Origin of the sequence: Streptomyces hazeniae (genome assembly GCF_031845485.1) — a bacterium.
Lineage (GTDB): Bacteria > Actinomycetota > Actinomycetes > Streptomycetales > Streptomycetaceae > Streptomyces > Streptomyces hazeniae.
In genome coordinates this window covers 724,966-750,866 of the sequence record NZ_JAVREQ010000001.1, presented here as the reverse complement: position 1 = coordinate 750,866, position 25,901 = coordinate 724,966, and the positions used below count along the sequence as shown (strand labels likewise).

Genomic DNA, 25,901 nt, shown 5'->3' with positions numbered 1-25,901 from the left:
CGGGGGCGGTCAACGCCCCCGGTTGCGGGGATGGTTGCGGGCGGTGCGCTCGTTGCCGTGCTTGTAGGCGCCGGTCCAGCGGGCCATCACCAGCTGCCCGTCCCCGGCCGCCACCTCGGCGAGGAACCGCGCGGCGCGGCCCCCGCGGAGGGTGGCGGCCTCCCGGCCGTGGTGGGTGACGACGACGGTTCCGTCGCCGTGCTGCGCGTAGGCGAACCCGTGAGGTCTCGGCATGCCGCGACAGTACGTCACCCTGCGCAGCGCGCCACCAGATATTCGTCGACCGTCTGCACCCGACCTCCGGGCAGGCTCTCGCTCTCGCGACGCCAACGGATCGCGGAGATCTCCTCGTTGGGGGTGAACGGCTGCCGGACGGTCACGCTCCCGGTGAACACCGCGCCGTAGAGCACGGACCGGTCCGGCAACTTCGTGCGGGCGAATCCGGCGAAGCGCAGGTCCTCCGGCGCGACGTGCTGGCCCGCCTCCTCCCGCAGCTCCCGCACCGCCGCCTCGCGCGGCGTCTCGCCCGGCTCGATGCCGCCGCCCGGGATCTCCCAGCAGCCGCGGTGCCGTTCCAGCACCATCAGCACCCGGTCCTCGTGCCGGAGCACGACCAGCGCGTAGCCCACCGCGGCGTCGGGAAACCCGGTGTCCTCGGGCTCGGGGTGGAAGGACAGCAGCTCCAAGCCCAGCGGACCGGTCACAAGGGGCGTCCTCGCCTCGGCGTCGCTCATGCCCCGACCCTATGCCGCGCGCTCCGGACCGCGCGGGCGTGCGACGATTCCGCAACAAGCCCGTCGTCCCGCTGGAGCGCGGGGTGGTACGCGGGTGAGGCTCGGACGATGACGCGTCCCGCCCGCCCGTCCGGGCCCCAACCGCCCGTGGTGTGGCTCCTCCTCGCCGTTCCCGTCCTCCTCGCGGGCCTGACCGGATGTTCCGCGGACGAGCTGCCGGCCGAGCCCGCCGAGAGTCGCCGTCCGGCCGCCGGAACGGGCTCCGAGGACCCGGACGACCTCAACGGCGACGGGCACCGCGACCTGCTCGTGCCCGTCTACGTCGGCGGCCAGGGGGACGACGACCCCACCGGCCGGAGGATCGGGGTGGTGTACGGCTCCGCCGACGGGCCGGACCCGGTGACCCGCACCGTCCACGACGGCATCGAACTGGGGCTGCCCGCGGTCGCCGGGGAGAGCATCGCTCCCTCCCAGGTCCTCACCGCCGACCTGGACGACGACGGCTTTCCGGAGTTCGTCACGGAGGTCTCCGAGCAGCGCGGCACGGCAGGGGAACCGGGCGCCTTCCGGCGGGTCGTCCCCTACGTCACCTGGGGCGGTCCCCGCGGTCCCGGGGCGGAGGAGGGCGGGGCCACTCCGGTGCGGCTGCCGCGGAGCGTGGCCGAGGAGGGCCTGCGGTCCCTGGTCCGCGGGGACTTCGACGGCGACGGGCGCCACGACCTCGCCGCCTTCGCCGCCGACGAGTCCTCGCTGGTGGTGCTGTACGGGCCGTTCGCCCGGTCCGGCGAGCCCGCCCGGAAGGACACCGACCTGCCGTGGTCGGAGGGGTATCTCGTGGCGGACGAACCCGGCACGTCCGGCGCGCCGCGTGCGACCTCCCTGCTCGTCCGGGGCATGAGCGACGGCGAGCAGGCCGGGAACACCCTCCACCGGGCGCGGCGCGGCACCGGGCTCTCCCGCGACGGCGAGGAACTGCGGCCGGGCAACGCCCATGCCTTCGGGGACTTCGACGGCGACGGGCTGCGGGACGTGGCGGTCGGCGACAGCGGCAGCCGCAACGACGAACCGGGCTACCGGACGGAGGCGCCGGAAGTGGCCGGGTCGCTGGCGGTGTATCCGGGCAGTGGGGAGGCACCGGTGACGCACACGCTGCCAGAGGTGCCGGAGGGACGCGCGACGGACTACGGTCCGGGCGCGTTCTTCGCCGCGGACCCGGACGGCGACGGCCGCGACGGCATCCTGGTCGCCACCTACCGGGGCGCCACGCTGATCGACGGTGACCGGCGCGTCGAGGTCGCGCGTGACCCGGCACCTGCGACGGACGAGGGCGGAGAGCGCACGCCGGAGGAGTACCTGCACGCGCGTCCCGCCGGAGCCGCCGACTTCGACGCCGACGGGGACGACGAACTGGTCCTCCACTGGGGTCCGGGCCTGTCGTTCGGCCTGTACGGCGAGTACCCGACCCACTGGTGGATCACCGAGGGCACCGGCTCCGACGACGTGACCTCCTTCGCCACGACCTCCTTCGCCGCGGACGGCGCCGCGCGCGGCGCCGCGGACGGAACCCGTTCCGGGGCCCTCCGGTAGCCGGTCGGCTGGAATCCCCGAACGACTCTGGCGGGCCGCGCGGTGCGGGGATAGGTTCGCGGGCGACCTTTGCGACCCAGGGGAGGGCGTATGCACAAGGCGCTGAGGTGGCTGCTGTCGCTGGTGGTGCTCATAGGCACCGTCGGGATCGGCACCGCTTCCGCGTCGGCCGAACCGGCCGAGAACGCGGACATCAAGCAGAGACTCCTGGCCATACCCGGGATGAGTCTCATCGAGGAGAAGCCGGTCGACGGCTACCGCTTCTTCCTCCTGAACTACGAACAGCCCGTCGACCACCGGAACCCGGAGGCCGGCACGTTCCAGCAGCGGATCTCGATCCTGCACAAGCACGTCGACCGGCCCACGGTCTTCTTCACCTCCGGCTACAACCTGAGCACCCAGCCGCGCCGCAGCGAACCGACGCAGATCGTGGACGGCAACCAGGTGTCCATGGAGTACCGGTTCTTCACGCCCTCGCGGCCGGAGCCCGCCGACTGGAGCAAGCTGACCATCTGGCAGGCCGCCAGCGACCAGCACCGCATCCACGACGCGCTCGAGGACGTCTACGACCGGAACTGGGTGGCCACCGGCGGCAGCAAGGGCGGCATGACGGCCACCTACTACCGCCGCTTCTACCCGTACGACATGGACGGCACCATCGCCTACGTGGCGCCGAACAACGTCGACGACCGCGACGACCGGGCCTACGACGAGTTCTTCGCCACCGTGGGCACCGAGGAATGCCGGACCGCGCTCAACGCGGTGCAGCGCGAGGCGTTCGTGCGCCGCGACGAGATGGTCGAGCGCTACCGGCAGCAGGCGGAGGCGGAAGGCTGGACCTTCGACCTGATCGGCGACGTCGACCGGGCCTACGAGGTCGTCGTGCTGGACCTGGTGTACGCCTTCTGGCAGTACCAGCCGGAGTCCGAGTGCGCGGACGTGCCCGCTGCCGACGCTTCGACGGACGAGATCTGGAACTTCGTCGACGCCGTCTCCGGCTTCTCCTTCTACACCGACCAGGGCCTGACGCCGTACGTGCCGTACTACTACCAGGCGGGCACCCAGATGGGTAACCCGGACATGGAGAACGCACACCTCGACGGGCTGCTGCGCTACCCGGGCATCAACGCGCCGCGCAGCTTCGTGCCCGAGGACATCCCGATGGAGTTCGAGCGGCGCGCCATGCGGGACATCGACCGCTGGGTGCGCAAGCACTCCTCCGAGATGCTCTTCGTCAACGGCGAGAACGACCCGTGGGGCGCCGAGCCCTTCCGCGTCGGCAAGAAGGCCGACGACTCCTATGTCTTCACCGCGCCGGGCGCCAACCACGGTGCCGACATCGCGAGCCTGAAGGACGGGGAGCGGCGGATCGCCACCGAGGCCCTGCTCGACTGGGCGGACGTGGAGAACGAGCAGCCGGAGGCCGACACCGCCACCAAGCGGCTGACCGAGCCGGACCGGAAGCTGGACAAGCAGGTCGAGCGGCAGCGGACCTTCCGCCCGTGACCTGACCACGGACGGCGTGGGTGGCGGCAGCGCCCCCACGCCGTCCGTTCACAGCTCCAGGCGCCAGTCCTGCCCCACCAGGTCCGCCCCGTAACTGCGGTGCGGCTTCTCTCCCGTCAGGGTGAAGCCGGCCCTCTGGTAGATGCGCCGGGCCGCGTCCAGGACGGAGTTGGTCCACAGCACCATCTCCCGGTACCCCTGCTCACGGGCGAAACCGACGCACTCGCGCACCAGGCGGTCGCCCAGCCCGTGGCCCCGGGCGTCGGGCTCGACGAGCAGCAGCCGGAGCCGGGCGGCGCCCGGTATGCCGGTGTCCCTTACGCACATCACCGAACCCGCGCGCTCCCCGTCGAGTTCGGCTATCCACACCCGCTCCCGCTCCGCGTCGTGCCCGGCCGCGAACTCGCCCACGATGCGGGCCACCAGCGCCTCGAAGCCCGCGTCCCAGCCGTACTCGCGGGCGTACAGCTCGCCGTGGCGCTGGACGATCCAGCCCAGGTCGCCGGGCTCCGGCCCGCGCAGCCGCACGCGCGACGAGGGCCGCACGGACCGCTCCTCGCCCAGCACGGTGCGGATGGTGCCCATCGCCTCGGCCAGCCGGTCGCGGTCGTCCGAGGAGACCCGGTCGAGCAGGGCCCCCACCGATTCCAGGGAGCGTTCCTCCAGCAGTGTCGCCGCCTCGCGTCCGCCCTCGGTGAGGGTGATCCGCTGCCGCCGTGCGTCCTCGGCGGAGGGCTCCCGGGTGAGCAGCCCGTCCTTCTCGAACTTCATCAGCAGCCGGCTCAGGTGGCCGGCGTCCAGGTGCAGCGAGGTGCGCAGGTCGGCGGCGTCCAGCCGGCTGCCGTGCGCCAGTTCGTAAAGGATGCGGGCCTCGGTGAGCGTGTACGGCGTGTAGAGGTGACGGCTGTAGTCGAGGGCGCCGATCAGGTTGGTGTAGAAGCGGTTGAACGCGCGGACTTCCTGGACGGTCATGAGAGGCCCCCTGGGGAACGACGCCGGCCCCGGGGCGTGCAGCCACCGGGCGGGGCCCGGACTCGCAGCCCGGACCCGGGGCCCGGGGCCCGGACTCGCAGCCCGGACCCGGACCCGGACCCGGACCCGGGGCCCGGAGCCCCGAGAAACTTGACTGAGTCAAGGATAGGCACCTCCGGGCGGCCGGCGGAAGACCCCGCCCGGCATCTCACCCCTGAGGGTGACGCTCGGTCGTCTCCGGCCGTTCACCGCCGCCGTACCGGTGCGGATGTCGGTGGCGGGGGCTACGGTCTGTCACATGTCGTTCCAGCCCGCCGTGCTCGAGGGCGTCCTCGAGCGCATCACCTACGCCAACGAGGACAACGGGTACACCGTCGCCCGGGTGGACACCGGCCGGGGCGGTGAGTTGCTCACCGTCGTCGGCTCGCTGCTGGGCGCGCAGGTGGGCGAGTCGCTCCGGATGGAGGGGCGCTGGGGCTCGCACCCCCAGTACGGGCGGCAGTTCACGGTGGAGAACTACACGACGGTGCTCCCCGCCACGGTGCAGGGCATCCGCCGCTACCTGGGATCGGGGCTGATCAAGGGCATCGGACCGCGTATCGCCGAACGGATCGTGGACCACTTCGGCCTGGACACCCTGGACGTCGTCGAGCAGGAGCCGCAGCGGCTGATCGAGGTGCCGGGCCTGGGGCCCAAGCGGACGAAGAAGATCGCCGCCGCCTGGGAGGAGCAGAAGGCCATCAAGGAGGTGATGGTCTTCCTCCAGGGGGTCGGCGTCTCGACCTCGCTCGCCGTCCGCATCTACAAGAAGTACGGCGACGCCTCCATCTCCGTGGTGAAGAACCAGCCCTACCGGCTGGCCGCCGACGTCTGGGGGATCGGCTTCCTCACCGCGGACCGGCTGGCGCAGGCGCTGGGCATCCCGCACGACAGCCCGGAGCGGGTCAAGGCCGGCCTGCAGCACGCCCTCTCCCAGTCCACCGACCAGGGCCACTGCTTCCTCCCCGAGGAGCAGCTGATCTCCGACGCGGTCAAGCTCCTCCAGGTCGACACCGGGCTCGTCATCGAGTGCCTCACGGAGCTGGCGCAGGACGAGGAGGGCGTGGTGCGGGAGCAGGTGCCGGGGGAGGACGGGGAGCCGGTGACCGCGGTCTACCTGGTGCCCTTCCACCGGGCCGAGATCTCCCTCGCCGCGCAGCTGATGCGGCTGCTGCGGACCGACGAGGACCGGCTGCCCGCCTTCGGCGACGTCGACTGGGAGGCGGCGCTGAGCTGGCTCGGCCGTCGCACCGGCACCGACCTCGCCCCGGAGCAGTCGCAGGCCGTCCGGCTCGCGCTGACGCGGAAGGTGGCCGTGCTCACCGGCGGCCCGGGCTGCGGAAAGTCCTTCACCGTGCGCTCCGTGGTGGAGCTGGCGCGCGCGAAGAAGGCGCGTGTGGTGCTGGCCGCGCCCACCGGCCGGGCCGCGAAGCGGTTGTCCGAGCTGACCGGTGCCGAGGCGTCCACCGTGCACCGGCTGCTCGAGCTCAAGCCCGGTGGCGACGCCGCCTACGACCGGGACCGTCCCCTGGAAGCGGACCTGGTGGTGGTCGACGAGGCGTCGATGCTCGACCTGCTGGTGGCGAACAAGCTGATCAAAGCCGTGCCCCCGGGCGCCCACCTGCTGCTGGTCGGCGACGTCGACCAACTGCCCTCCGTCGGCGCGGGGGAGGTGCTGCGGGACCTGCTCGCCGAGGGCGGCCCGGTCCCGGCCGTACGGCTCACGCGGATCTTCCGGCAGGCGCAGCAGTCCGGCGTCGTCACCAACGCGCACCGCATCAACTCCGGTGTGCCCCCGGTGACCCACGGCCTGCCGGACTTCTTCCACTTCGTCGAGGACGACACCGAGGAGACGGGCCGGCTCACCGTCGACGTCGTCTCCCGGCGCATCCCGGCGAAGTTCGGGCTCGACCCGCGACGGGACGTACAGGTGCTCACCCCCATGCACCGGGGCCCGGCCGGCGCCGGCACGCTCAACGGGCTGCTCCAGCAGGCCGTCACGCCCGCCCGGCCGGACCTGCCGGAGAAGCGGTTCGGCGGCCGCGTCTTCCGGGTCGGCGACAAGGTCACGCAGATCCGCAACAACTACGACAAGGGGGCGAACGGCGTCTTCAACGGCACGGTCGGCGTCGTCACCGCGCTCGACGCCGAGGAGCAGCGCCTCACGGTGCGCACCGACGAGGACGAGGAGGTGGGGTACGACTTCGACGAACTGGACGAACTGGCCCACGCCTACGCCGTCACCATCCACCGCTCGCAGGGCAGCGAGTATCCGGCGGTGGTGATCCCCGTCACCACCAGTGCCTGGATGATGCTCCAGCGGAACCTCCTCTACACGGCGGTCACGCGGGCCAGGCGACTGGTCGTTCTGGTGGGTGCACGCAGGGCGATCGCCCAGGCGGTGCGCACGGTGTCGGCCGGCCGCCGGTGCACGGCGCTGGACCACCGGCTGAGCGGGGCGGTGCCCGCTCCCCGGCCCGGCGGGGGAGGTGCCCGTGTCGGCGGGGGTGACCAGCGCCCCCGGGAGGGTGCAGGATGGTCCTGACGGCGGCACTCCGTGCCACCGTGGGGCCCGTTCGCCGACCCCGAGTGCACCGCACGGCACCGGATGGGGGACAGTGGAGAGAGTCAGGGCACCTCGAAGAAGAGGCACGACGTCGGTGAGGGAAGACGTGAGCGACAACCGCGATGACAACGCCGTAGTACTGCGGTACGGGGACGGCGAGTACAGCTACCCGCTGGTGGACAGCACGGTCGGCGACCGTGGCGTCGACATCGGCAAGCTGCGCGCTCAGACCGGTCTGGTGACCCTGGACTCCGGTTACGGCAACACGGCGGCCTACAAGTCCGCCATCACCTACCTCGACGGTGAGCAGGGCATCCTGCGCTACCGCGGCTACCCGATCGAGCAGCTCGCGGAGCGCGGCTCCTTCATCGAGACCGCCTACCTGCTCATCAACGGCGAGCTGCCCACCGTCGACCAGCTGGCGAACTTCAAGAACGAGATCACCCAGCACACCCTGCTGCACGAGGACGTCAAGCGCTTCTACGACGGCTTCCCGCGCGACGCCCACCCGATGGCCATGCTGTCCTCGGTGGTCAGCGCGCTGTCGACGTTCTACCAGGACAGCCACAACCCGTTCGACGAGGAGCAGCGGCACCTCTCGACGATCCGGCTGCTCGCCAAGCTCCCGACCATCGCGGCCTACGCCTTCAAGAAGGCGATCGGCCACCCGGTCGTCTACCCGAGCAACGACCTCGGCTACGTCGAGAACTTCCTGCGGATGACGTTCTCCGTCCCCGCCGCGGAGTACGAGCTGGACCCGGTCGTGGTCAGCGCCCTGGACAAGCTGCTCATCCTGCACGCGGACCACGAGCAGAACTGCTCCACCTCCACGGTCCGCCTGGTCGGCTCCTCGCAGGCGAACATGTTCGCCTCCATCTCGGCCGGCATCAACGCCCTGTGGGGTCCGCTGCACGGCGGCGCCAACCAGAGCGTGCTGGAGATGCTGGAGCGCATCCAGCGCGAGGGCGGCGACGTCGACTCCTTCATCCGCCGCGTGAAGGACAAGGAGGACGGCGTCAAGCTGATGGGCTTCGGCCACCGGGTCTACAAGAACTTCGACCCGCGCGCGAAGATCATCAAGGCGGCCGCGCACGACGTGCTGTCCGCGCTGGGCAAGAGCGACGAGCTGCTGGACATCGCGCTCAAGCTGGAGGAGCACGCGCTCGCGGACGACTACTTCGTCGAGCGCAAGCTCTACCCGAACGTGGACTTCTACACCGGCCTGATCTACCGCGCGATGGGCTTCCCGACCAGCATGTTCACCGTGCTGTTCGCCATCGGCCGGCTGCCCGGCTGGATCGCCCAGTGGCACGAGATGATCAAGGAGCCGGGCTCCCGCATCGGTCGTCCGCGGCAGATCTACACGGGTGTGGTCGAGCGCGAGTACGTCCCCGTCGAGTCCCGCTGACGCGTCCCGCGCCCCGCCCCCCCCCGCACCGCCCTTCGAGGCCCCGGTCCCCGGACCGGGGCCTCGGCTCGTTCTGTTCGCACGCGGTGTGCGGGTCTGGCGCCGGTGGTGAAGAGGGTGCAAAAATGTGACGCAGGTCACAGCAAGAGGAGTCCAACCCTTTTCGGGGGTCGTGGGTCTAAGGGGTGTGAGTCGACACCCGGCGGAGTCGGCCCACGGTGCAACCGGACCGAAAGAGCTTTGAGCGGCCCTCCCGGAGCGGATGCACCCGAAGACACCCGGCCAGGATCCCGTGGGGGGAATCCATGACCGGGACATGGAAACGCCCCGCCGGTGGGCCCGTGGGGGGACCTGCCGGCCGGGGCGTTTTCCGTTGCGTTCCGTTGCGTGTCGCCACGCGCCGCGCCACCCGTGGGGACGGCGTCTCAGGTGCGCCCGACCAGTTCGTAGCCGGCCTCGTCCACCGCGACGCCGATCGCCGTGTCGTCCGGCTCGGCGGCGGAGGTCACCGTCACCAGGCTGCTCTTCGCGTCGGCCTGTACGGCGGTCACGCCGGCGACGCCGCCGACCTCCTCGGCGACGGCCTTCTCGCAGTGGCCGCAGCTCATGCCGGTGACCTTGTAGGTGGTCGTGACGGTGCTCATCGCAGTGCTCCTCGCCCTCGGGCCGGTACGTCTCCGGTCCTCGCTCATCCGTGTGATACCCCCCAAGGGTATCGCACCGCAGGGGCTCCTCCCGGGATGAGCACCGCAGGGGTTCCTCCCGGGATGCGGGGCGCGAGGGGACTCCCCCGCTCGCCCCGCCGGTCGCGCCACCCGGTGCCCCTCAGCGCCGTCCCCCGCGGTTTCCCGGGCGCCGGGCCACCCACTCCCGCACGGTGTCCGCGCACCAGAAGGGCCTGCCGCCCTCCACCAGGTCCGGTGGCGGCAGCAGGCCGTGCTTGCGGTACGAGCGCACGGTGTCCGGCTGGACGCCGATGTGCGCGGCGATCTCCTTGTAGGACCAGAGCCGACGGTCGGTCAATGTCCCTGCACCTCCCACGGGGCGGCGGTATGTCCCGGGCCACCCTGTGACCGGAGGGCGACCGCCGGCCGCCGCCGCGGGGCCCTGTAGCCGCCCCGTGACGCGGAACGCGCGAAACGGTGACCCCGGTGACCCCCGGGGAACCGGCCGAACGGCCGTCCGCACGGCGGGCCGTGCGGCGGTGTCCGGCCGGGTGCTGCCCCGCGACTCCACACGTACGGGCGGGAGTCAGGCCCCGCAGCCCCGCAGGTACCGCCGGGTGCGCACGGCGATCGGCATCGGCTGCTCCGGCGGGCACGGGTACATGTCCTGCTCCACGATCGCGAACATGTCGACGCCCAGCTTCTGCGCCGCCGCCAGCACCGGCTCCAGCGCCGGCACGCCGCGCGGCGGCTCGCACATCACGCCCTGCCGCACCGCCGGCCCGAACGGCGTCCCGTGGGCCCGGACGTCCGCCAGCACCTCCGGGTCGACCTGCTTCAGGTGCAGGTAGCCGATGCGTTCGCCGTAGGTCTCGATGAGCTTGACGCTGTCTCCGCCGCAGTACGCGTAGTGGCCCGTGTCCAGGCAGAGTCCGACCAGGTCCGGGTCGGTGGCGTCGAGAAACCTCCCGACGTGCTCCTCGGTGTCGATGTGCGTGTCCGCGTGCGGGTGCACCACGATGTCCAGGCCGTACCCGTCCCTCAGTTCGCGGCCGAGGCGTTCCATGCCGGAGGCCAGATGCCGCCACTGCCCGGCGGTGAGCTCCGGCGGTTCGATCTCCCGCGCGGTCCGGTCGTCCCGCCAGAACGACGGGATCACCACCACGTGCTCCGCACCCATGGCGCGGGTCAGCTCCGCGACGCGCCGCACGTGCGCCCAGGTCTCCTCCCACACGGCGGGCCCCCGGTGCAGGGCGGTGAAGACGGTGCCGGCCGAGACGCGCAGCCCCCGCCTGCCCACCTCGTCCGCCAGCCGGGCCGGATCGACCGGCAGATAGCCGTACGGACCCAGCTCGATCCACTCGTAGCCCGACGCGGCGACCTCGTCCAGGAAGCGCTGCCAGGGGACCTGCTGGGGATCGTCGGGGAACCAGACACCCCACGAGTCGGGCGCGGAGCCGACGCGCAGGCGGTCGAGGGTGACGGTCATGGAGAGAACTCCTCACGTCGCTGTCGCCTCAAACTACCCATGCCACCACCGCCCAGGTCCACAATGGGACACCGAGCCGTGTGCGATCCCCCGTCCGCCGCCACAGGAGGGCCGATGCCGACAACCGCCCCGCCCGCCGACAGCTTCGACGTCGTGACCATGGGACGCATCGGCGTGGACGTCTATCCGTTGCAGGCGGGCGTGTCCCTGAGCGACGTCGAGACGTTCGGCAAGTTCCTCGGCGGCTCCCCGACGAACGTGGCCGTCGCCGCAGCCCGGCTCGGCCGCCGCACCGCCGTGGTGACCCGCACCGGGCAGGACCCGTTCGGCGACTACTGCCACCGCGCACTGACCGACTTCGGCGTCGACGACCGCTGGGTCACGCCCGTTCCCGGCCTGGCCACGCCCGTGACCTTCTGCGAGATCTTCCCGCCCGACCACTTCCCGCTGTACTTCTACCGGCAGTCCGCCCCCGACCTCCGGATCGCCGCCGGCGAACTCGACCTGGCGGCCGTCCGGGCCGCCCGCGTCTTCTGGGCCACCGGCACCGGGCTGTGCGAGGAACCGAGCCGCGAGGCCACCCTGGCCGCCCTGGCGGCCCGCAGCGGCGGAGCGGACCCCCGCAGCGGCGGAGCGGACCCCCGCGGCGGCGGAGCGGACCCCCGCAGCGGCGGAGCGGACCGCGCCCCCGGGACCGTCGCCACCGTCCTCGACCTGGACTGGCGTCCCATGTTCTGGCCGGACGGCCCGCAGGCCGCCCGCCCCGTCTACCGCGCCGCCCTCGCACACGCCACCGTGGCGGTCGGGAACCTCGACGAGTGCGAGGTCGCCACCGGCGTGCGCGACCCCGCCGCCTGCGCCGACGCCCTGCTGGACGGCGGCGCCGAGCTCGCCGTCGTCAAACTCGGAGGCGACGGCGTCCTCGCCGCCCACCGCGACGGCACCCGGGTGCAGGTCCCGCCGCACCCCGTGGAGGTGCTCAACGGCCTGGGCGCCGGCGACGCGTTCGGCGGCGCGCTGTGCCACGGACTGCTCGCCGGCTGGGACCTCGAGCACACCGTGCGCCGCGCCAACGCGGCCGGTGCTCTCGTCGCCTCCCGCCTCGCCTGCTCCACCGCCATGCCGACCGACGCCGAGCTGGACGACTTCCTCGGCGCACCCGACGGGAACCCGCCCGCGCGCACGCCGACCGGCTGACACCCCGACCCGGGTTCACCGTCTCCGCGCGCGGGAAGTCATCACCACGCCCCTCCCGGGGGAGGCTGAACGACATGACTTCGCACCACGGCCACCACCACCGCACCCCGGCCGACGCCGCGCCCGGCCCGTACCGGCTGGACATCACGCCCGCTGACGCCGGATGGCAGCACTCCGCGCTGCGCGTGCTGGAACTCCCGCCACGCGGCAGCCACCGCTTCGACACCGGAGACAGCGAGTGGATCGTGCTGCCGCTCTCCGGCGGCTGCGGAGTGAACGCCGACGGGGAGACGTTCCTCCTCGACGGCCGCGCGTCGCCGTTCACCGCCGTCACCGACTTCGCCTACGTACCCCGGGACGCCCACGTCCGCATCGACAGCTCCGCCGGCGGGCGCTTCGCCCTGGCCGGCGCCCGCTGCACGGAGCGGCTGCCCGCCCGCTACGGGCCCGCGTCCGGCGTCCCCGTCGAACTGCGCGGCGCCGGGAACTGCTCCCGGCAGGTCAACAACTTCGCCGCCGCCGACGTCTTCGAGGCGGACCGGCTGATCGCCGTCGAGGTCCTCACCCCCGGAGGCAACTGGTCCTCCTACCCGCCGCACAAGCACGACGAGCACCGGCCCGGAGAAGAGAGCGAGCTGGAGGAGATCTACTACTTCGAGATCGCCCCGCACGACGGCACCGAGGGCGTCGGCTACCAGCGCGTCACCCCTTCGGGGCGGGGAGCCGGCACCGACGTGCTGGCCGAGGTGCGCACCGGTGACGCGGTCCTCATCCCCGACGGCTGGCACGGACCGTCCATCGCCGCCCCCGGCCACGCGATGTACTACCTGAACGTGATGGCCGGCCCCGACACGGAACGCCGGTGGCTGATCCGCGACCACCCCGACCACGCCTGGATCCGGCGGAGCTGGCGCGACCAGGAGATCGACCCGCGGCTGCCGCTGACCACCGCCCGGGAGGAGACGCCCCGATGACCCTGACCCGACGGCTCACCGTCGCCCAGGCCCTGCTCCGCTTCCTCACCGCCCAGCACACCGAACGGGACGGCGCCCGGCAGCGCCTGGTCACCGCCTGCTGGGGCGTCTTCGGCCACGGCAACGTGGCCGGCGTCGGACAGGCGCTGCTGGAGAGCGGCGACGCCATGCCCTACCTCCAGGGCCGCAACGAACAGGCCATGGTGCACGCGGCCGTCGGCTACGCCCGGCAGAGCGACCGGCTGCGCACCCACGCGGTCACCACCTCCATCGGCCCCGGCGCCACCAACCTCGTCACCGGCGCCGCCCTGGCCACCGTCAACCGGCTGCCGGTACTGCTGCTGCCCGGCGACGTCTTCGCCGCCCGCCCCGCCGACCCCGTGCTCCAGCAGCTCCAGGTCCCCCACGCCGGCGACGTGTCCGTCAACGACGCGCTGCGGCCGGTCTCCCGCTACTTCGACCGGATCACCCGCCCCGAGGTGCTGATCCCCGCTGCGCTGGAGGCGATGCGGGTGCTCACCGACCCGGCGGAGACCGGCGCCGTCACCCTCGCCCTGCCGCAGGACGTGCAGGCCGAGGCGTACGACTGGCCGGAGGACTTCTTCGCGCCACGCGTCTGGCGGGTGCGCCGCCCGCTCCCCGACCCCGACGCCCTCGCCGAGGCGGCGGCCGTCCTCCGCGCGGCGGAACGCCCGCTGATCGTCGCCGGCGGCGGCGTCCGCCACAGCGGGGCCGAAGCGGCCCTCGCCGCCTTCGCCGAGGCCACCGGCATCCCCGTCGCCTCCACCCAGGCCGGGAAGGGTTCGCTGCGCCACGACCACCCCTGCGACCTCGGCGGGATCGGCCACACCGGCACCCCGAACGCCGACGACCGCGCCCGCGAGGCCGACGTGGTGCTCGGCGTCGGCACCCGCTGGACCGACTTCACCACCGCCTCGATGACGCTCTTCCGGCAGCCGGGAGTCCGCTTCGTCAACCTCAACATCGCGCCGTGCGACGGCGGCCGGATGAGCGGACTGCCCCTCGTCGCCGACGCCCGGGCCGGACTGGAGGCCCTGGCCGGGGCGCTCGACGGCCACCGGGTGCCGGCGCGGTACGAGACGGAGTACGAAGGGGCGAAGGCCCGTTGGGACCGCCTCGTGCAGACGGCGCTGGGAGCCGAGGACGGCGGGGTGCGGCCCACCCAGGTGCAGGTCCTCGGTGCGCTCGACTCCGTCGTCGGCGACGAGGACGTGGTGATCAACGCCGCGGGGTCGCTCCCCGGCGACCTCCACAAGCTGTGGCGCACCCGCTCCCGGCAGCAGTACCACGTGGAGTACGGGTACTCCTGCATGGGTTACGAGATCCCCGCCGCCCTCGGCGTCCGCCTCGCCGCTCCCGACCGCACGGTGTGGGCGCTGGTCGGCGACGGCACCTACCTGATGATGCCGACCGAACTGGTGACCGCCGTCCAGGAGAACCTGAACATCAACGTGGTGCTGGTGCAGAACCACGGTTACGCCTCCATCGGCGGTCTGTCCGAGGCCACCGGCGGCGAACGCCTCGGCACCGCCTACCGTTTCCGCGACGCCGACGGCCGTTTCACCGGCGACCCGCTGCCCGTGGACCTCGCCGCCAACGCCGCCTCGCTGGGCCTGGAGGTGCTGCGCGCCGGAACGGTCGACGAACTGCGGGCCGCGCTGCGCGCGGCGCGCGCGTCCAGCCGCCCCACCTGCGTGTACGTGGAGACGCGTGCCGCCGACGCGGACCAGCGCCCCCGGGTGCGGGAGGCGCTGGCGCCGCAGGCCTGGTGGGACGTGCCCGTCGCCGAGACGGCGAGCCGCCCGGCCGCGGTCGAGGCGCGCCGTGAGTACGACCGGCACGCCGCCCACCGCCGCCGGCACCTCTGACCTTCGCGGCCAGCCCGGGCCGTCCGCCGTGGTCCGGTGTACGGCCCCGGCGGGGGTGTCCGGCGGGGGTGTCCGGCGGGGTGTCCGGTGGGGGTGGGCGCACCCACGCATCCACCCCCGCCGGGCCGTCACGCGTCGCGCGAGCGCAGGGCCGCGTAGCCTCCCCCGAGGGCCGCGGCCGCCCACGCGAGGAGGACCACGAGCGCGGTCCCCCCGCCGTAGGGCTCGGACCGGTGCGTCATCAGCACCTCGCCCGCGACGCTCGGCATGTACGCCCCGACCCGCACCAGCCAGTCCGCGCCGACGACCTTGGTGAGCTCCGGCAGCGCCATCAGAACCATGATCAGCGTGGTGATCGTGCCGGCGCCGCTGCGGAGCAGGGCACCGGTGCCGACCGCCATGACGGCCAGCAGCGCGAGGTAGGTGCCGACGCCCAGCGCGGTGCCGGCCGCCTCACCACTCGTGTACGCGCCGAGGTCGCCCATGAAGCCGGCCGCCGCGAGCGTCGCAGGCAGGCTGAATAGGACGGCGCCGACGACCGCGACCACACCGCCGACCACCGCCGTCTTGGCCAGCAGCATGCGACCCCGGACCGGGACGCTCTGCAGAGTGCTGCGGATCGAGCCGCCGGTGTACTCGCCGGTGAGCGCCAGCGTCGCCAGCACCACGACGGTCAGCTGCGCGACCGTGATGCCCTGCGCGGCGACATGAGGGGCGGGCAGGGCGACGTCGAGACCCTTCTGCGCGCTCGCGTCCGCCGACAGGCCGAGCATCGCGCCGAACCCCACGGCCAGCACCACGCCGATGAGCAGGTTCCACCAGGTCGCCCGGACGCTCCACAGCTTCGTCCACTCGAACGCGAGGGCGCCCCGCAGCCCTCCGCCGGTGACCGTCCCCGCTCGGCCGACAACCGGCGGCCCCCCGCGCGTCGGTTCCGTCCTCGTCATCGCGTCCCCGCCTTTCCCCGCACCACGTCGTCGGCGCCGTCCGGCGCGGGAGCGGCGACGCCGTACTCCACGCTGCCGGCGGTGAGTTCCATGTACGCCTGCTCCAGGCTGGCCCTGCGCAGACTGAGTTCGTGCAGCGGCACCCCGCTGCGGAAGGCCAGCGCGCCCACCTCTTCGAGGCCCGCGCCCAGGACGATCAGCTCGTCAGGGGCCGCCTCGGGCCGCTCCTCGACGGTCAGCCCGGCCGCCCGCAGCTCCGCCCGCAGCAGGGCCGGTTCGGGCGTGCGGACGCGCAGCGCGTTCCGCGAACTGCCGGCGATCACCGTCTCCACGGGCTCGTCGACGAGGATCCTGCCGCGCCCGATGACCACCAGGTGGTCCGCGGTGTCCTGCATCTCGCTCATCAGGTGGCTGGAGACGAAGACCGTACGCCCCTCGGAGGCCAGCGAGCGGATCAGCTCCCGGACCCAGCGCACGCCGTCCGGATCCAGTCCGTTGACCGGCTCGTCGAACAGCAGCACCCGGGGGTCGCCCAGCAGTGCCGCGGCGATGCCCAGGCGCTGCCCCATGCCGAGTGAGAACGTGCCGATGCGCCTGCCGGCGACCTCCGCGAGCCCGACCGTCTCCAGGACCTCGCGCACCCGGCCGGCCGGGATGCCGTTGCTGCGGGCCATGCCGAGCAGATGCCCGCGGGCGGACCGGCCGGGGTGTCCGGCCCTGGCGTCCAGCAGCGCGCCGACCTCGCGCAGCGGGTGGGAGAGCTGTGCGTACGGTGTGCCGTCGATGAGCGCCCGGCCACCCGTGGGCGTGTCGAGGCCGGTGATCAGCCGCATCGTGGTCGACTTCCCGGCGCCGTTCGGGCCGAGGAATCCCGTGACCCTGCCGGGTCGGATCTGCAAGGAGAAGTCGGACACGGCGGTCTTCTCGCCGTACCTCTTGGTCAGTCGGTCCAGTGTGATCATGGCCTTTCGGCTCCTTCCCACGTCATGGCCGGAACCGTAGGAAGACCACCGCCCGCCGGACATCCGGCGATCGGCGGGTGACCGACCTGACTTTCGGCAGGTCTCCCGGCGGGGGCGCTCGTATAGCGTGCGGGAAATGGACCTGGGGAAAGGACACGCGGGGCGCCGCACGGACGCCGTCCTGCTCCTGCTGCCGGTGTCCTCGCTGCTGGACGCCGCCGACCTCGCGCAGCGGCCGGTGGCGTGGGCCGGTGCCGTGGCGACCGCCGCCGCGGCGGCGGCGACGGCGCGTGCCGCCCCGCCCGTGTCGCTGGGACTGGCCGCCTCGCTGGGCCTGTTCACCGTGTGGGCGCACTCCGGACTCTGGACCGTGGCGGCCTCCGCGGTGCTGTGCTTCCTGGCCGGCCACCGGGCGACCCGGCTGAGGGACGTCCAGGTGGCGTTCGCCGCGGTCGCGTCGGTGGCGCTCGCGGTGGGTGCCCTCCTCGGCGGCGGCGACTGGGTGAGCCTGCTGATGGTCGCGTTCGCAGCCGCGGTGCTGCCCTGGTGGGCGGGCGACTGGTGGCGGCAGCGGACCGCACTGGTGCATGCCGGGTGGGAGCTGGCCGACCGGCTGGAGCGGGAGCAGCGGTTCGTCGCCGAACGGGCCAGGCTGAAGGAGCGCGCCCAGATCGCCGACGACATGCACGACTCGCTGGGGCACGAGCTGAGCGTGATGGCACTGCTGGCCGGCGGGCTCGAGGTGGACCCGGACCTGCCCGAGCGTCACCGGGCCGCGGTGCGGTCGCTCCGCGAGCGCTCGGTGCTGGCCACCGAGCGGCTGCACCAGGTCGTCGGGCTGCTGCGGGAGGCGGCGGCCCCGCCGCTCGAACCCGCCGGGGAGACCCTCGACGACCTCGTGCGGCGCTTCGCGGACACCGTGCCGCTGCGCTTCGAGGAGCACGGCGACCGCGGCCTCCTCACGCCGCCCGCCGAACGGGCCGCCTACCGGGTGGTGCTGGAGGCGCTCACCAACGCCGTCAAGCACGCACCTGGTGCACCGGTCACCGTGGACGTCCGGCACGGCGCCGCCGAGAGCCTGGTCGCGGTCGTCAACGAGCCGCCGCCCGAGCCGTCCCCCGAGGCGGCGTCCACGGCTCCGCCTCGGGCCGTCGGCAGCGGTTCGGGCCTGATCGCCATGGACGAGCGGGTGCGCGTACTGGGCGGTTCGCTGCGCACCCGGCCGTGCCGCGGCGGATTCGAGGTGCGGGCACGGCTGCCGCACGACCCGTCGGCCGCTTCCCCGGCGGACGCCGGCGCGCCGGGGGCGCCCGGCGCGCACCCCCCGGCGCAGACCGCCGCCGACTCGGAGCTGCGGCGCGCCAGGACCGGGCTGCGGCGCCGCACGGCGCGCGCCGCGCTGGTTCCGGTACTGCTCGGCACGGCTCTCGTGGTCGTGCTGATGGGACTGCACGTGCTCACCTCGGTCACCACCTCCCTGGCGCCGGAGGACTACGCGCGCCTGCGGGTCGGGCAGCCGCGGGCCGAGCTGGCCGCGTCTCTTCCGGCCCGTACCATCGGCGAACCGCCGCCCCTGGTACGGGAGTCGCCCGTACCGGCAGGAGCGGACTGCGCGTACTACCGTGCCGGTGGCGGCGTGCTCGGGTCCTCCGGCACGGTCTACCGGCTGTGCTTCGACGGCGACGTGCTGGTGGCCAAGGACGCGTTCGACGACGGGGCCGCGCGGTGAGCGCCGGGCGTCCGGCGCCGGTGTCCTCCGCCGGGCGGGCCGGCGCGGGATCCCCGCGGACGGACGAGGGAGAGAGCATGGTGCGCGTGGTGATCGCCGACGACGAGGCGATGATCCGGGCGGGGGTTCGGTCGATCCTGACCGCCGACCCGAGGGTCGAGGTCGTCGCGGAGGCGGCCGACGGCCACGAAGCGGTGGAGGCGTGCCGTCGGCACCGCCCGGACATCGTGCTGATGGACATCCGGATGCCGAAGCTGGACGGGCTGGCGGCGGCAGCCGAACTGCGGGCCGCGAAGGTGGAGACGGCCGTGGTCGTGCTGACCACCTTCGGCGAGGACGCGTACATCTCCCGGGCACTGGACCAGGGGGCGGCGGGTTTCCTGCTCAAGGCGTCCGACCCGCGGGACCTGATCTCCGGCGTGCACGCCGTGGCGGCCGGCGGTGCCTGCCTCTCCCCGCTGGTCGCGCGGCGGCTGATCACCGAGATGCGCAGGACGTCCCCGCCCCGCGCGCAGGACTCCGCCGCGCGCACGGCCGCCCTGACGGCCCGTGAGCAGGAGGTGCTCGGTCTGCTGGGCGCCGGACTGTCGAACGCGGAGATCGCCCGGCGCCTGCATCTGGTGGAGGGCACGGTCAAGGGCTACGTGAGCACGATCCTCGCCCGGCTGGGCGTGCGCAATCGCGTGCAGGCGGCGATCGTCGCCCACGAGGCGAGTCTGGTGGACCCCGCGGAACCGGCCTGACCGGCGGTGCCCCGGCACGTTGCACGACGGTGCGTCAGGCCGCCGGAGGTGCGAACGCGATCCCGGCGTACGGGGGTTGCCCGCGGTCCGGGCGGGGGTGGGAGGATGCAGCGGCCCCCCGCCCGGCCCGTCGCGACAAGGTGACCGCCCATGACACCCGCCACCCCCTGCCAGACCTGCGGGAGAACCCTCAACGGAGCGCTGTGCTGCCCCGACTGCGGCACGCCGGTGGATCCGGACCGCTCCGCAGCGGGGCCCGGGCAGGGACCCGGCCCGCTGCCCCCCGAGGCGGACGCCCGCGACACGGCGCCGATACCCGTGGGCGTGACGCCCGTCGGCCCGGGACCGCTGCCGCCCGCGGCGCCCGCCGCACCGAGGGGCGCCGCCCGTCCCGCCGAGCCGCCCGCGGTACCGGACCGGCGTCGCCGGGGCGGGCCGTTGGCCAAGGGCGCGGCTGCGGCGGTCCTGGTCGCCGCGCTCGCATGCGGAGGCTTCCTGGTGTTCGCGCCCGCCGGTGAACAGGCCGGGGGCACGCCCGGGACCCGCCGCACCGAACAGCCCCGCACGGACCGCCCGAGCGACTCCGCCCCGACGCCCTCCGCCACGCCCAGCCCCCGGATCGCCGGCTCCGACCCCCGGCCCGCGCCCTCCACCAAGACGGCGGAACCGTCCCCGCCGCCCCCGTCGCCGACGCCGCCCGCCCCGACCCCGGTCGTACCGGAACCGGCCCCCACCACTCCCCGGCCCTCGTTCTCCTGGCCCTCCACCTGGCCCACCCCCTCCCAGTGCGCGGAGATCCCCTGGTGCTGACCGGCAGGTCCTACGCTGACGCGTGATGGAGCGACCGGCCGTACGACCGCAGGACCGCCGGCGGCGCACGCCGCGCCCGCGGTACGCCGTGCTGCTCGTGCTGCTGCTGGTGGTGGTCGCCGCGCTGGTCGTCGCGCTGCCGGGTGACGACCAGGCGGGGCGTGACGAGGCCGCGGACTGCGCCCCCGTGCGGGCCGAGCGGGTGCGGCCGGACCGCAAGATCACCGGGACCTTCGCCCGCTACGGCGACGACGGCAGCCGTACGGACGACTGGACCGGCGGCGACGGCACCCGGTCCGTGCGGCTGCCGGACGGCCGCACGCTGTGGCTGTTCGCCGACACCTTCCTCGACCGCGTCCACCCGGGCGGACGCCGCGTCCCGCAGCCCGCCTGGGTGCGCAACTCGGCCGTCGTGACGTCCCCGGCCGGTGAGCCGCGCAGCACCCTCACGGGCGACCTTCCGGCCGCCGACGGCCGCCCCACCGCCCTCTTCCCCGGCACGGCCACGCCGGACGGTCGCGAGGTGTGGCGGTGGCCGGTCGACGCGGTGGTGGAGCCGCGCCGTCCCGGTTCCGGCGAGCGGGTCGTCCGGGTGCTGCTGTGGCAGCGGGAGGCGGCCGGAGCGCCGTGGCTCTTCGGCAGCCCGCGAGCGACGGAGGTGGCCACGCTGTCCCTGCCCGGCCTGCGCCTGGAGAACCTCCGCGAGGTCCACCGGCCGCCGCCCTCGTCCCCGCCGGGGGACCGCGTGCTGTGGGGCACCTCGGCGGTACGGGACGGCGGCTGGACCTACGTCTTCGGGGCCGACGAGCGGGGTACGGAGGGCGGCGGCCCGTCCCGCACCTACGTGGCGCGGGCCCCGCGCGGCAGCCTCGACGACCCGGCGGCCTGGCGCTACCGGACGGGAGCCGGCTGGTCCCCGGACGGAACGGCCGCGCGGCCCATGGACGTCACGACGCGGCGGCCGGACGCGGCGGAGGGCGGCGCAGCGCGCGGGGCGGGCAGCGCCGTGACCAACACCTACACCGTGACCCGGCACGGCGGCACGTGGCTGCTGTTCAGCATGGACGCGGGCGGGCCGGACGGGCGCCCCTCGCAGACGGTCGTGTCGTACTGGTCGTGCACACCGCACGGGCCGTGGCACGGACCGGACGCGGTGACCGTCCCCGGCCTGCCGCCGGGCGGCCGGCAGGCCGGGGCGACGGCGTACAACGTGCAGGCCCACGGGGACCCCGACGGGCGCGGGCTGCTGCTCTCCTACGACGTCAACGTGCTCGGCGACCCGAGCGCCGTGCACGTTGACGCGGCCCGGTACCGGCCGCGTTTCCTGCGTGTCGGCCTCGACCCGGAAGACGGGGACCGACCGGACCGACCGGGCTGACCCGGACCCGGGCTGCCCTACTCCTCCTGCTCCACGCGGCGCTGGGCCTCCGCCTCCAGGCGGGCCTTGGCAGCGGCCATCGCACGGCGCTTGTACTCCGTCGGCCGGTGCTCCAGGTCCTCCGGCTGGTCGATGTCCGGTATGCCGTCGAGGTCCTCGTCCCGGATCTCGTCCTCCCACAGCTTCGCGTACTGCGCGTCGCGCAGCTTCAGCAGCACGCAGGCCAGCACCGCGGAGATCAGCGAGCCGATCAGCACCGCGGCCTTCACGTGCTCCCGGGTGGCCGCGTCGGTGAAGGCCAGCTCGGCCACCAGCAGCGACACCGTGAAGCCGATGCCGGCGAGCAGGGAGAGACCCGCCACGTCCGTCCAGGACAGGCCGGGACTGAGCTTGGCCTTCGTGAAGCGGGCCGCGACATAGGTGCCGCCGAAGATGCCCAGGAACTTGCCCGCGACCAGGCCGAGGATGACCCCGAGGGCCTCCGGCTCCCGGAAGGTCTCGGCCAGCGCCGACCCGGACACGCTCACCCCGGCCGCGAAGAGGGCGAAGAAGGGCACGGCGAAGCCCGCGGACAGCGGACGCACCAGGTGCTCGATGTGCTCGGCCGGGGACGTCTCCTCGCCGTTGCGCGGGGTGCAGCGCAGCAGCATGCCCATCGCCACGCCGGCGATGGTGGCGTGAACGCCGCTGTTGTACATCAGCGCCCAGATCACCACGGCGAGGGGCACGTACACGTACCAGCCGTGGACACGCAGCTTGTGGTGCAGCAGCCAGTAGAGGACCAGGCCGGCGACCGCTCCGGCGAAGGCGAAGAGGTTCAGCGTCGAGGTGAAGAAGACCGCGATGACCAGGATCGCGCCGAGGTCGTCCGCGATCGCCAGCGTCAGCAGGAAGGCGCGGATACCGGACGGCAGGTTGGTGCCGATCACGGCCAGCACGCCGAGCGCGAAGGCGATGTCGGTGGCCATCGGCACCGCCCAGCCCTCCAGCTGCCCGCCGCCCGCGACGTTGACCCCTACGTAGAACAGCGCGGGCACGACCATGCCGCACACGGCCGCCACGATCGGCAGCGCGGCGGCGGCGGGCCGGCGCAGCTCGCCCACCACCAGTTCGCGCTTGAGCTCGATGCCCGCGGCGAAGAAGAAGATGGTGAGGACGCCGTCCGAGGCCCAGTGGCCGACGGACAGGTCGAGGCCCAGAGCCGGGATGCCGAAGTGGAAGTCGCGTACGGTCTCGTACACGTCGCCGAGCGGACTGTTCGCCCAGACCAGCGCCACCACCGCGGCTATCAGCAGCAGGAGGCCGCCGGCCGTCTCGGTGCGCAGCGCGTCGGTGAGCAGCTTCCGTTCACGGGGGGAGGGCAGCCCGAACAGGGCTGTGGGCTGCTTGTCGGAAAAAAGGCGCATCAGGGACTCCGGAGTGCGTCTGGGCAGGGCGAAGCGCTGCCGACCAGACTTCCCGGCTCACCTGTGTGCGATCTTGACGTTGTTCCTCCACCGTATACGCATCACCCGAGGTCGGCACAGTGGTCGCCGTCACAGTCGCCGACACCTCGGTCGCCGTCCGGCTCGCCGTCGGCGGCGGCGACGCGCCGTGCCGTGCCGGGGCCCGTCCGTGGCCCCGGAGATCCCGCTCGCCTACGCTGAGCCCCCGAACAGGGCCGGAGCACGGCCGAACGACGCCAGGGGGGCGGACGCCACGGTGCAGGACGACGCGATCTCCGACGAGTTCCTCGGTCCCTACCCGGAGCTGCTGACAGAGGTCTCCGAGACCGGCCGCCTGCCGCGCCGGGACGAACTGGACGCGTTCCGCGAACTCGGCGAACGCGCCGCCGAGCGCGGGTACGGCCTGCGGCGCCTCGCCGGCCTGTACATCGGCTCGACGCGGGCGCTCTGGGGCTCGCTGCCCGGCATCGCCCGCTCCGCGACCGGCGCCGAGCGGGCCCGTACCGGCGACGCCCTGCTCGCCGCGCTCGACGCCGCGGTCGCCGCGCTCGGCGAGGGGCACGAGCGGGCGCTGCGTTTCGCCATGCGGCAGGAGGAGGGCGAGCGCCGCGAGTTCATCGACGACCTGCTGTACGGGCGCAGCGACCTGGGCCGCCTCGCGGAACGCGCGCAGCGCTTCGGGCTGCGGCTGGCGGGCGCGCACGCGGTGGCGGTGGCGTGCGGGCCGGAGAAGTACGACGACGTGCACCCCAAGGTGCGCTGGATCGAGCGCGAGCTGCTGGGCCGGTTCGGCGAGCGGGACGTGCTGCTGTCCACCAAGGACGGCCGGCTGGTGTGCATCGCGCCCAGCACCGAGGCCACCGTGCTGGAGGCGTTCGCCGCGCACGCGCAGGCGGGCGGGCCCGCCTACGCCCCGGCCCGGCGGGTCGCGTTCGGGCGGCAGCACAGCGGTGCGAGCGGGGTGGTCCGCTCCTACGAGGAGGCGCTGAACGCCCTCGACCTCGCGGATCGCCTGGGTCTGGACGGCGTGCGGCTGCACGCGTCGGAACTCCTGGTCTTTCCGGTGCTGCTGCGCGACCGGGAGGCGATGGCCGACCTGGTCCGCACCGTGCTCGGCCCGCTGACGGAGGCGCGCGGCGGTGCCGAGCCCCTGCTCGAGACCCTGTCCGAGTGCGCCGCCGCCGGTTACGTGAACGCCGAGGCCGCGCGCCGGCTGGGCGTCAGCGTGCGCACCCTGTCGTACCGGCTGGAGCGCATCCGCAGCCTCACGGGGTACGACCCCGGCGACGCCCTGCACCGCTACACCCTGGAGACCGCCGCGATGGGTGCGCGCCTGCTGAACTGGCCCGCCGACGGGCTGTGACGAGGCCGCCTTCCCCCAGGAGCCGGGCGGGGCCGGGGAAGGCCCGGGAGCCGGGGGTCCCTACCGCTGGGCCAGGGACTGGGCCACGTGGTCGCCGAGCGCGGTGAGCCAGTCCAGTCCGGAGGGGCCGGTGCCCGTGCGCATGCCGTGGCGGCGCCCGTGGAACGCGTCCTGGACGGCGTGCAGCTGGGCCCAGCGGCGGGCCCGTTCACGGTCGAGTCCCGCGGCGTCCGCGAACACGTTCAGCGCCCGGAGCAGGGCGCTCTTCGGCACCTCGCCGGTCGTCAGGAACGCCAGGGCGCGGGACTTGAGCAGCGTCCCGGCGTCGAACGCGGGGTCCCCCGCCCAGCCCTCGGGGTCGATGGCCAGCCACGGTTCCCGGTCCGCGCGCAGGATGTTGCGCTCGTGCAGGTCGCCGTGGAGCAGCGTGTCCGGCTGGTCCCGGCCGAGTTCGCGGACGGTCGCCAGGGCGGCGTCCACCAGGTGATCCGGTAGCCGCGGCTCCAGTTCCGCGGCGTCCTTGAGCAGTTGCTCCTCCCAGGCGTCGGCCCGGTCCCGCAGCCTCGGCAGGCCGGGCGGAGCCGGCACGGCGAGCCGGCGGCTGAGCTGTCCGGCGACCTCCATCACCTCGTCGCCGTCCGCGACGTCGGCCAGCGTCGAGGGGCGGGCCCGCTCGAGGAGCATGGCGCACCGGTCGTCGTCGCGTTCGTGGAGCAGGACGGCCCCGCGCCCGGCCCATACCGCGAACGCGTCCGGCTCGTGGACGCGGTCGGGGTGCGGGAACGACACCTTCAGCACGCAGCGCCGCCCGGCGGGCCCGGACACCGGGAGGACCATCCCGATGCCGCCGTGCGCCGCCTCGCCGTCCGGTACGCAGTCCCACTGGCCCAGCAGGGCCTCCACGAGGCCCGGCAGGTCCGCCAGCCATCTCTTGCCGGAGGCTCCCTCGCGGTCGACGATGCTCCGCGCGAACAGCAGCGGGATTTCACGTGTCATCGGTGCAACGTACGGCCGCGCGCGGAGGGGCGGCGCCCCGTCGTCGCGGATGTAGGAGAACCACTGAGCGCCCCGCAGGGGCGGAACGGGGGGCGTGCTCGCTGGAGTCGGACGTCAACGCGCCGTGAACTTTGCCGGGTTCTGGCAATGTGCGAGTCCTGCGCTGCATGTCACGATGAGGCCCGCAAGGCAGCCGGCACGGGGGTGCGGCGCAGGAGTCCTCGGCGCGTCAAGCGCCGGGTTTCCCTCGCCGGTCCGATCGGGTCCGCCCACGGGAGGGGATCGGACACCGGCTGTCTGTGCAGGTGAAAGGCGTGGGCGCCGATACCTCCCACGGGGGTGGGGGTATCGGCGCCGGCACGCCGGAGCCGCCCGCGGCCCGAGGGGGGGGTCGTGCCGGGGAGGTCCCGGTGCGCCCGGCCGGGGGGAGGGCGATTGCCGGGCCTGGTTGCCCGGTTCTTGCCTCGGGGGAGGAGGACGGGGGAGGAGACGGGGGAGCGGT

Annotated in this window: 22 protein-coding genes; 12 read left to right on the top strand and 10 right to left on the bottom strand. The window is 73.8% G+C overall.

Features of this window, described 5'->3' with window-relative positions:
* Positions 1–9: 9 nt before the first annotated feature.
* Both RM572_RS03035 and RM572_RS03030 read right to left on the bottom strand, forming a co-directional pair.
* A complete protein-coding gene (locus RM572_RS03035; RefSeq protein WP_311671675.1) occupies positions 10–234 on the bottom strand; it encodes a hypothetical protein in 225 nt (74 codons plus the stop codon).
* Between the two features lie 14 nt (positions 235–248).
* Complete coding sequence (locus tag RM572_RS03030) at positions 249–734, bottom strand: NUDIX hydrolase (protein ID WP_311671674.1); 486 nt, start codon at positions 732–734, stop codon at positions 249–251.
* A gap of 108 nt (positions 735–842) precedes the next feature.
* Here RM572_RS03030 and RM572_RS03025 point away from each other — a divergent pair, with 108 nt between their 5' ends.
* Both RM572_RS03025 and RM572_RS03020 read left to right on the top strand, forming a co-directional pair.
* Complete coding sequence (locus tag RM572_RS03025; protein WP_311671673.1) at positions 843–2,321, top strand: hypothetical protein; 1,479 nt, start codon at positions 843–845, stop codon at positions 2,319–2,321.
* Positions 2,322–2,411: 90 nt separating this feature from the next.
* The gene (locus RM572_RS03020; RefSeq protein WP_311671672.1) at positions 2,412–3,827 is read left to right on the top strand and encodes a S28 family serine protease; all 1,416 of its coding nucleotides are present in this window, start codon (positions 2,412–2,414) and stop codon (positions 3,825–3,827) included.
* A 48-nt stretch (positions 3,828–3,875) separates the two neighbouring features.
* Here the strand turns inward: RM572_RS03020 and RM572_RS03015 are convergent, their stop codons facing one another.
* Positions 3,876–4,799, bottom strand: coding sequence for a bifunctional helix-turn-helix transcriptional regulator/GNAT family N-acetyltransferase (locus tag RM572_RS03015; RefSeq protein WP_311671671.1), 924 nt, complete (start codon positions 4,797–4,799; stop codon positions 3,876–3,878).
* Between the two features lie 298 nt (positions 4,800–5,097).
* Between RM572_RS03015 and recD2 the strand changes: the two genes are divergently transcribed.
* Complete coding sequence (recD2, locus tag RM572_RS03010; RefSeq protein WP_311671670.1) at positions 5,098–7,383, top strand: SF1B family DNA helicase RecD2; 2,286 nt, start codon at positions 5,098–5,100, stop codon at positions 7,381–7,383.
* Positions 7,384–7,498: 115 nt separating this feature from the next.
* Positions 7,499–8,812, top strand: a complete 1,314-nt coding sequence (locus RM572_RS03005; RefSeq protein ID WP_311671669.1) for a citrate synthase — start codon at positions 7,499–7,501, stop codon at positions 8,810–8,812.
* Between the two features lie 425 nt (positions 8,813–9,237).
* Here RM572_RS03005 and RM572_RS03000 read toward each other — a convergent pair whose 3' ends face one another.
* The 3 genes from RM572_RS03000 to RM572_RS02990 form a co-directional block, all read right to left on the bottom strand.
* Positions 9,238–9,456 (bottom strand): heavy-metal-associated domain-containing protein, encoded by a 219-nt coding sequence (locus RM572_RS03000; protein WP_311671668.1) that lies wholly within the window; start codon positions 9,454–9,456, stop codon positions 9,238–9,240.
* 181 nt (positions 9,457–9,637) lie between these two features.
* Positions 9,638–9,835: a helix-turn-helix transcriptional regulator gene (locus RM572_RS02995; protein WP_027763577.1), complete on the bottom strand. Its 198-nt coding sequence runs from the start codon at positions 9,833–9,835 to the stop codon at positions 9,638–9,640.
* Positions 9,836–10,063: 228 nt separating this feature from the next.
* Positions 10,064–10,966, bottom strand: a complete 903-nt coding sequence (locus RM572_RS02990) for a sugar phosphate isomerase/epimerase family protein (protein ID WP_311671667.1) — start codon at positions 10,964–10,966, stop codon at positions 10,064–10,066.
* Positions 10,967–11,080: 114 nt separating this feature from the next.
* On the opposite strand from RM572_RS02990, the gene RM572_RS02985 reads away from it, so the two are divergent.
* From RM572_RS02985 to iolD, 3 genes are all read left to right on the top strand, one after another.
* The gene (locus RM572_RS02985; protein ID WP_311671666.1) at positions 11,081–12,163 is read left to right on the top strand and encodes a 5-dehydro-2-deoxygluconokinase; all 1,083 of its coding nucleotides are present in this window, start codon (positions 11,081–11,083) and stop codon (positions 12,161–12,163) included.
* 74 nt (positions 12,164–12,237) lie between these two features.
* Positions 12,238–13,137: a 5-deoxy-glucuronate isomerase gene (iolB, locus tag RM572_RS02980; protein WP_311671665.1), complete on the top strand. Its 900-nt coding sequence runs from the start codon at positions 12,238–12,240 to the stop codon at positions 13,135–13,137.
* The gene (gene iolD / locus RM572_RS02975; RefSeq protein WP_311671664.1) at positions 13,134–15,026 is read left to right on the top strand and encodes a 3D-(3,5/4)-trihydroxycyclohexane-1,2-dione acylhydrolase (decyclizing); all 1,893 of its coding nucleotides are present in this window, start codon (positions 13,134–13,136) and stop codon (positions 15,024–15,026) included. The genes iolB and iolD overlap by 4 nt, the downstream gene beginning before the upstream one ends.
* 128 nt (positions 15,027–15,154) lie before the next feature.
* Here the strand turns inward: iolD and RM572_RS02970 are convergent, their stop codons facing one another.
* Positions 15,155–15,973, bottom strand: a complete 819-nt coding sequence (locus tag RM572_RS02970) for an ABC transporter (RefSeq protein WP_311671663.1) — start codon at positions 15,971–15,973, stop codon at positions 15,155–15,157.
* The gene (locus RM572_RS02965) at positions 15,970–16,935 is read right to left on the bottom strand and encodes an ABC transporter ATP-binding protein (RefSeq protein WP_311671662.1); all 966 of its coding nucleotides are present in this window, start codon (positions 16,933–16,935) and stop codon (positions 15,970–15,972) included. Before RM572_RS02965 ends, RM572_RS02970 begins: the two co-directional genes overlap by 4 nt.
* Before the next feature lie 136 nt (positions 16,936–17,071).
* Here RM572_RS02965 and RM572_RS02960 point away from each other — a divergent pair, with 136 nt between their 5' ends.
* From RM572_RS02960 to RM572_RS02945, 4 genes are all read left to right on the top strand, one after another.
* Positions 17,072–18,664: a sensor histidine kinase gene (locus RM572_RS02960; protein ID WP_311671661.1), complete on the top strand. Its 1,593-nt coding sequence runs from the start codon at positions 17,072–17,074 to the stop codon at positions 18,662–18,664.
* Positions 18,665–18,741: 77 nt separating this feature from the next.
* Complete coding sequence (locus tag RM572_RS02955) at positions 18,742–19,407, top strand: response regulator transcription factor (RefSeq protein WP_311671660.1); 666 nt, start codon at positions 18,742–18,744, stop codon at positions 19,405–19,407.
* 150 nt (positions 19,408–19,557) lie between these two features.
* A complete protein-coding gene (locus RM572_RS02950) occupies positions 19,558–20,217 on the top strand; it encodes a hypothetical protein (protein WP_311671659.1) in 660 nt (219 codons plus the stop codon).
* A gap of 25 nt (positions 20,218–20,242) precedes the next feature.
* A complete protein-coding gene (locus tag RM572_RS02945) occupies positions 20,243–21,595 on the top strand; it encodes a hypothetical protein (protein WP_311671658.1) in 1,353 nt (450 codons plus the stop codon).
* Positions 21,596–21,612: 17 nt separating this feature from the next.
* Here RM572_RS02945 and nhaA read toward each other — a convergent pair whose 3' ends face one another.
* Entirely contained in the window at positions 21,613–23,001 is a 1,389-nt protein-coding gene (gene nhaA, locus RM572_RS02940; protein WP_311671657.1) for a Na+/H+ antiporter NhaA, read from the bottom strand.
* Positions 23,002–23,296: 295 nt separating this feature from the next.
* On the opposite strand from nhaA, the gene RM572_RS02935 reads away from it, so the two are divergent.
* Complete coding sequence (locus tag RM572_RS02935) at positions 23,297–24,403, top strand: PucR family transcriptional regulator (RefSeq protein ID WP_027763583.1); 1,107 nt, start codon at positions 23,297–23,299, stop codon at positions 24,401–24,403.
* A 60-nt stretch (positions 24,404–24,463) separates the two neighbouring features.
* On the opposite strand, the gene RM572_RS02930 is transcribed toward RM572_RS02935, so the two are convergent.
* Positions 24,464–25,399 (bottom strand): aminoglycoside phosphotransferase family protein, encoded by a 936-nt coding sequence (locus tag RM572_RS02930; protein ID WP_311671656.1) that lies wholly within the window; start codon positions 25,397–25,399, stop codon positions 24,464–24,466.
* Positions 25,400–25,901 lie beyond the last annotated feature (502 nt).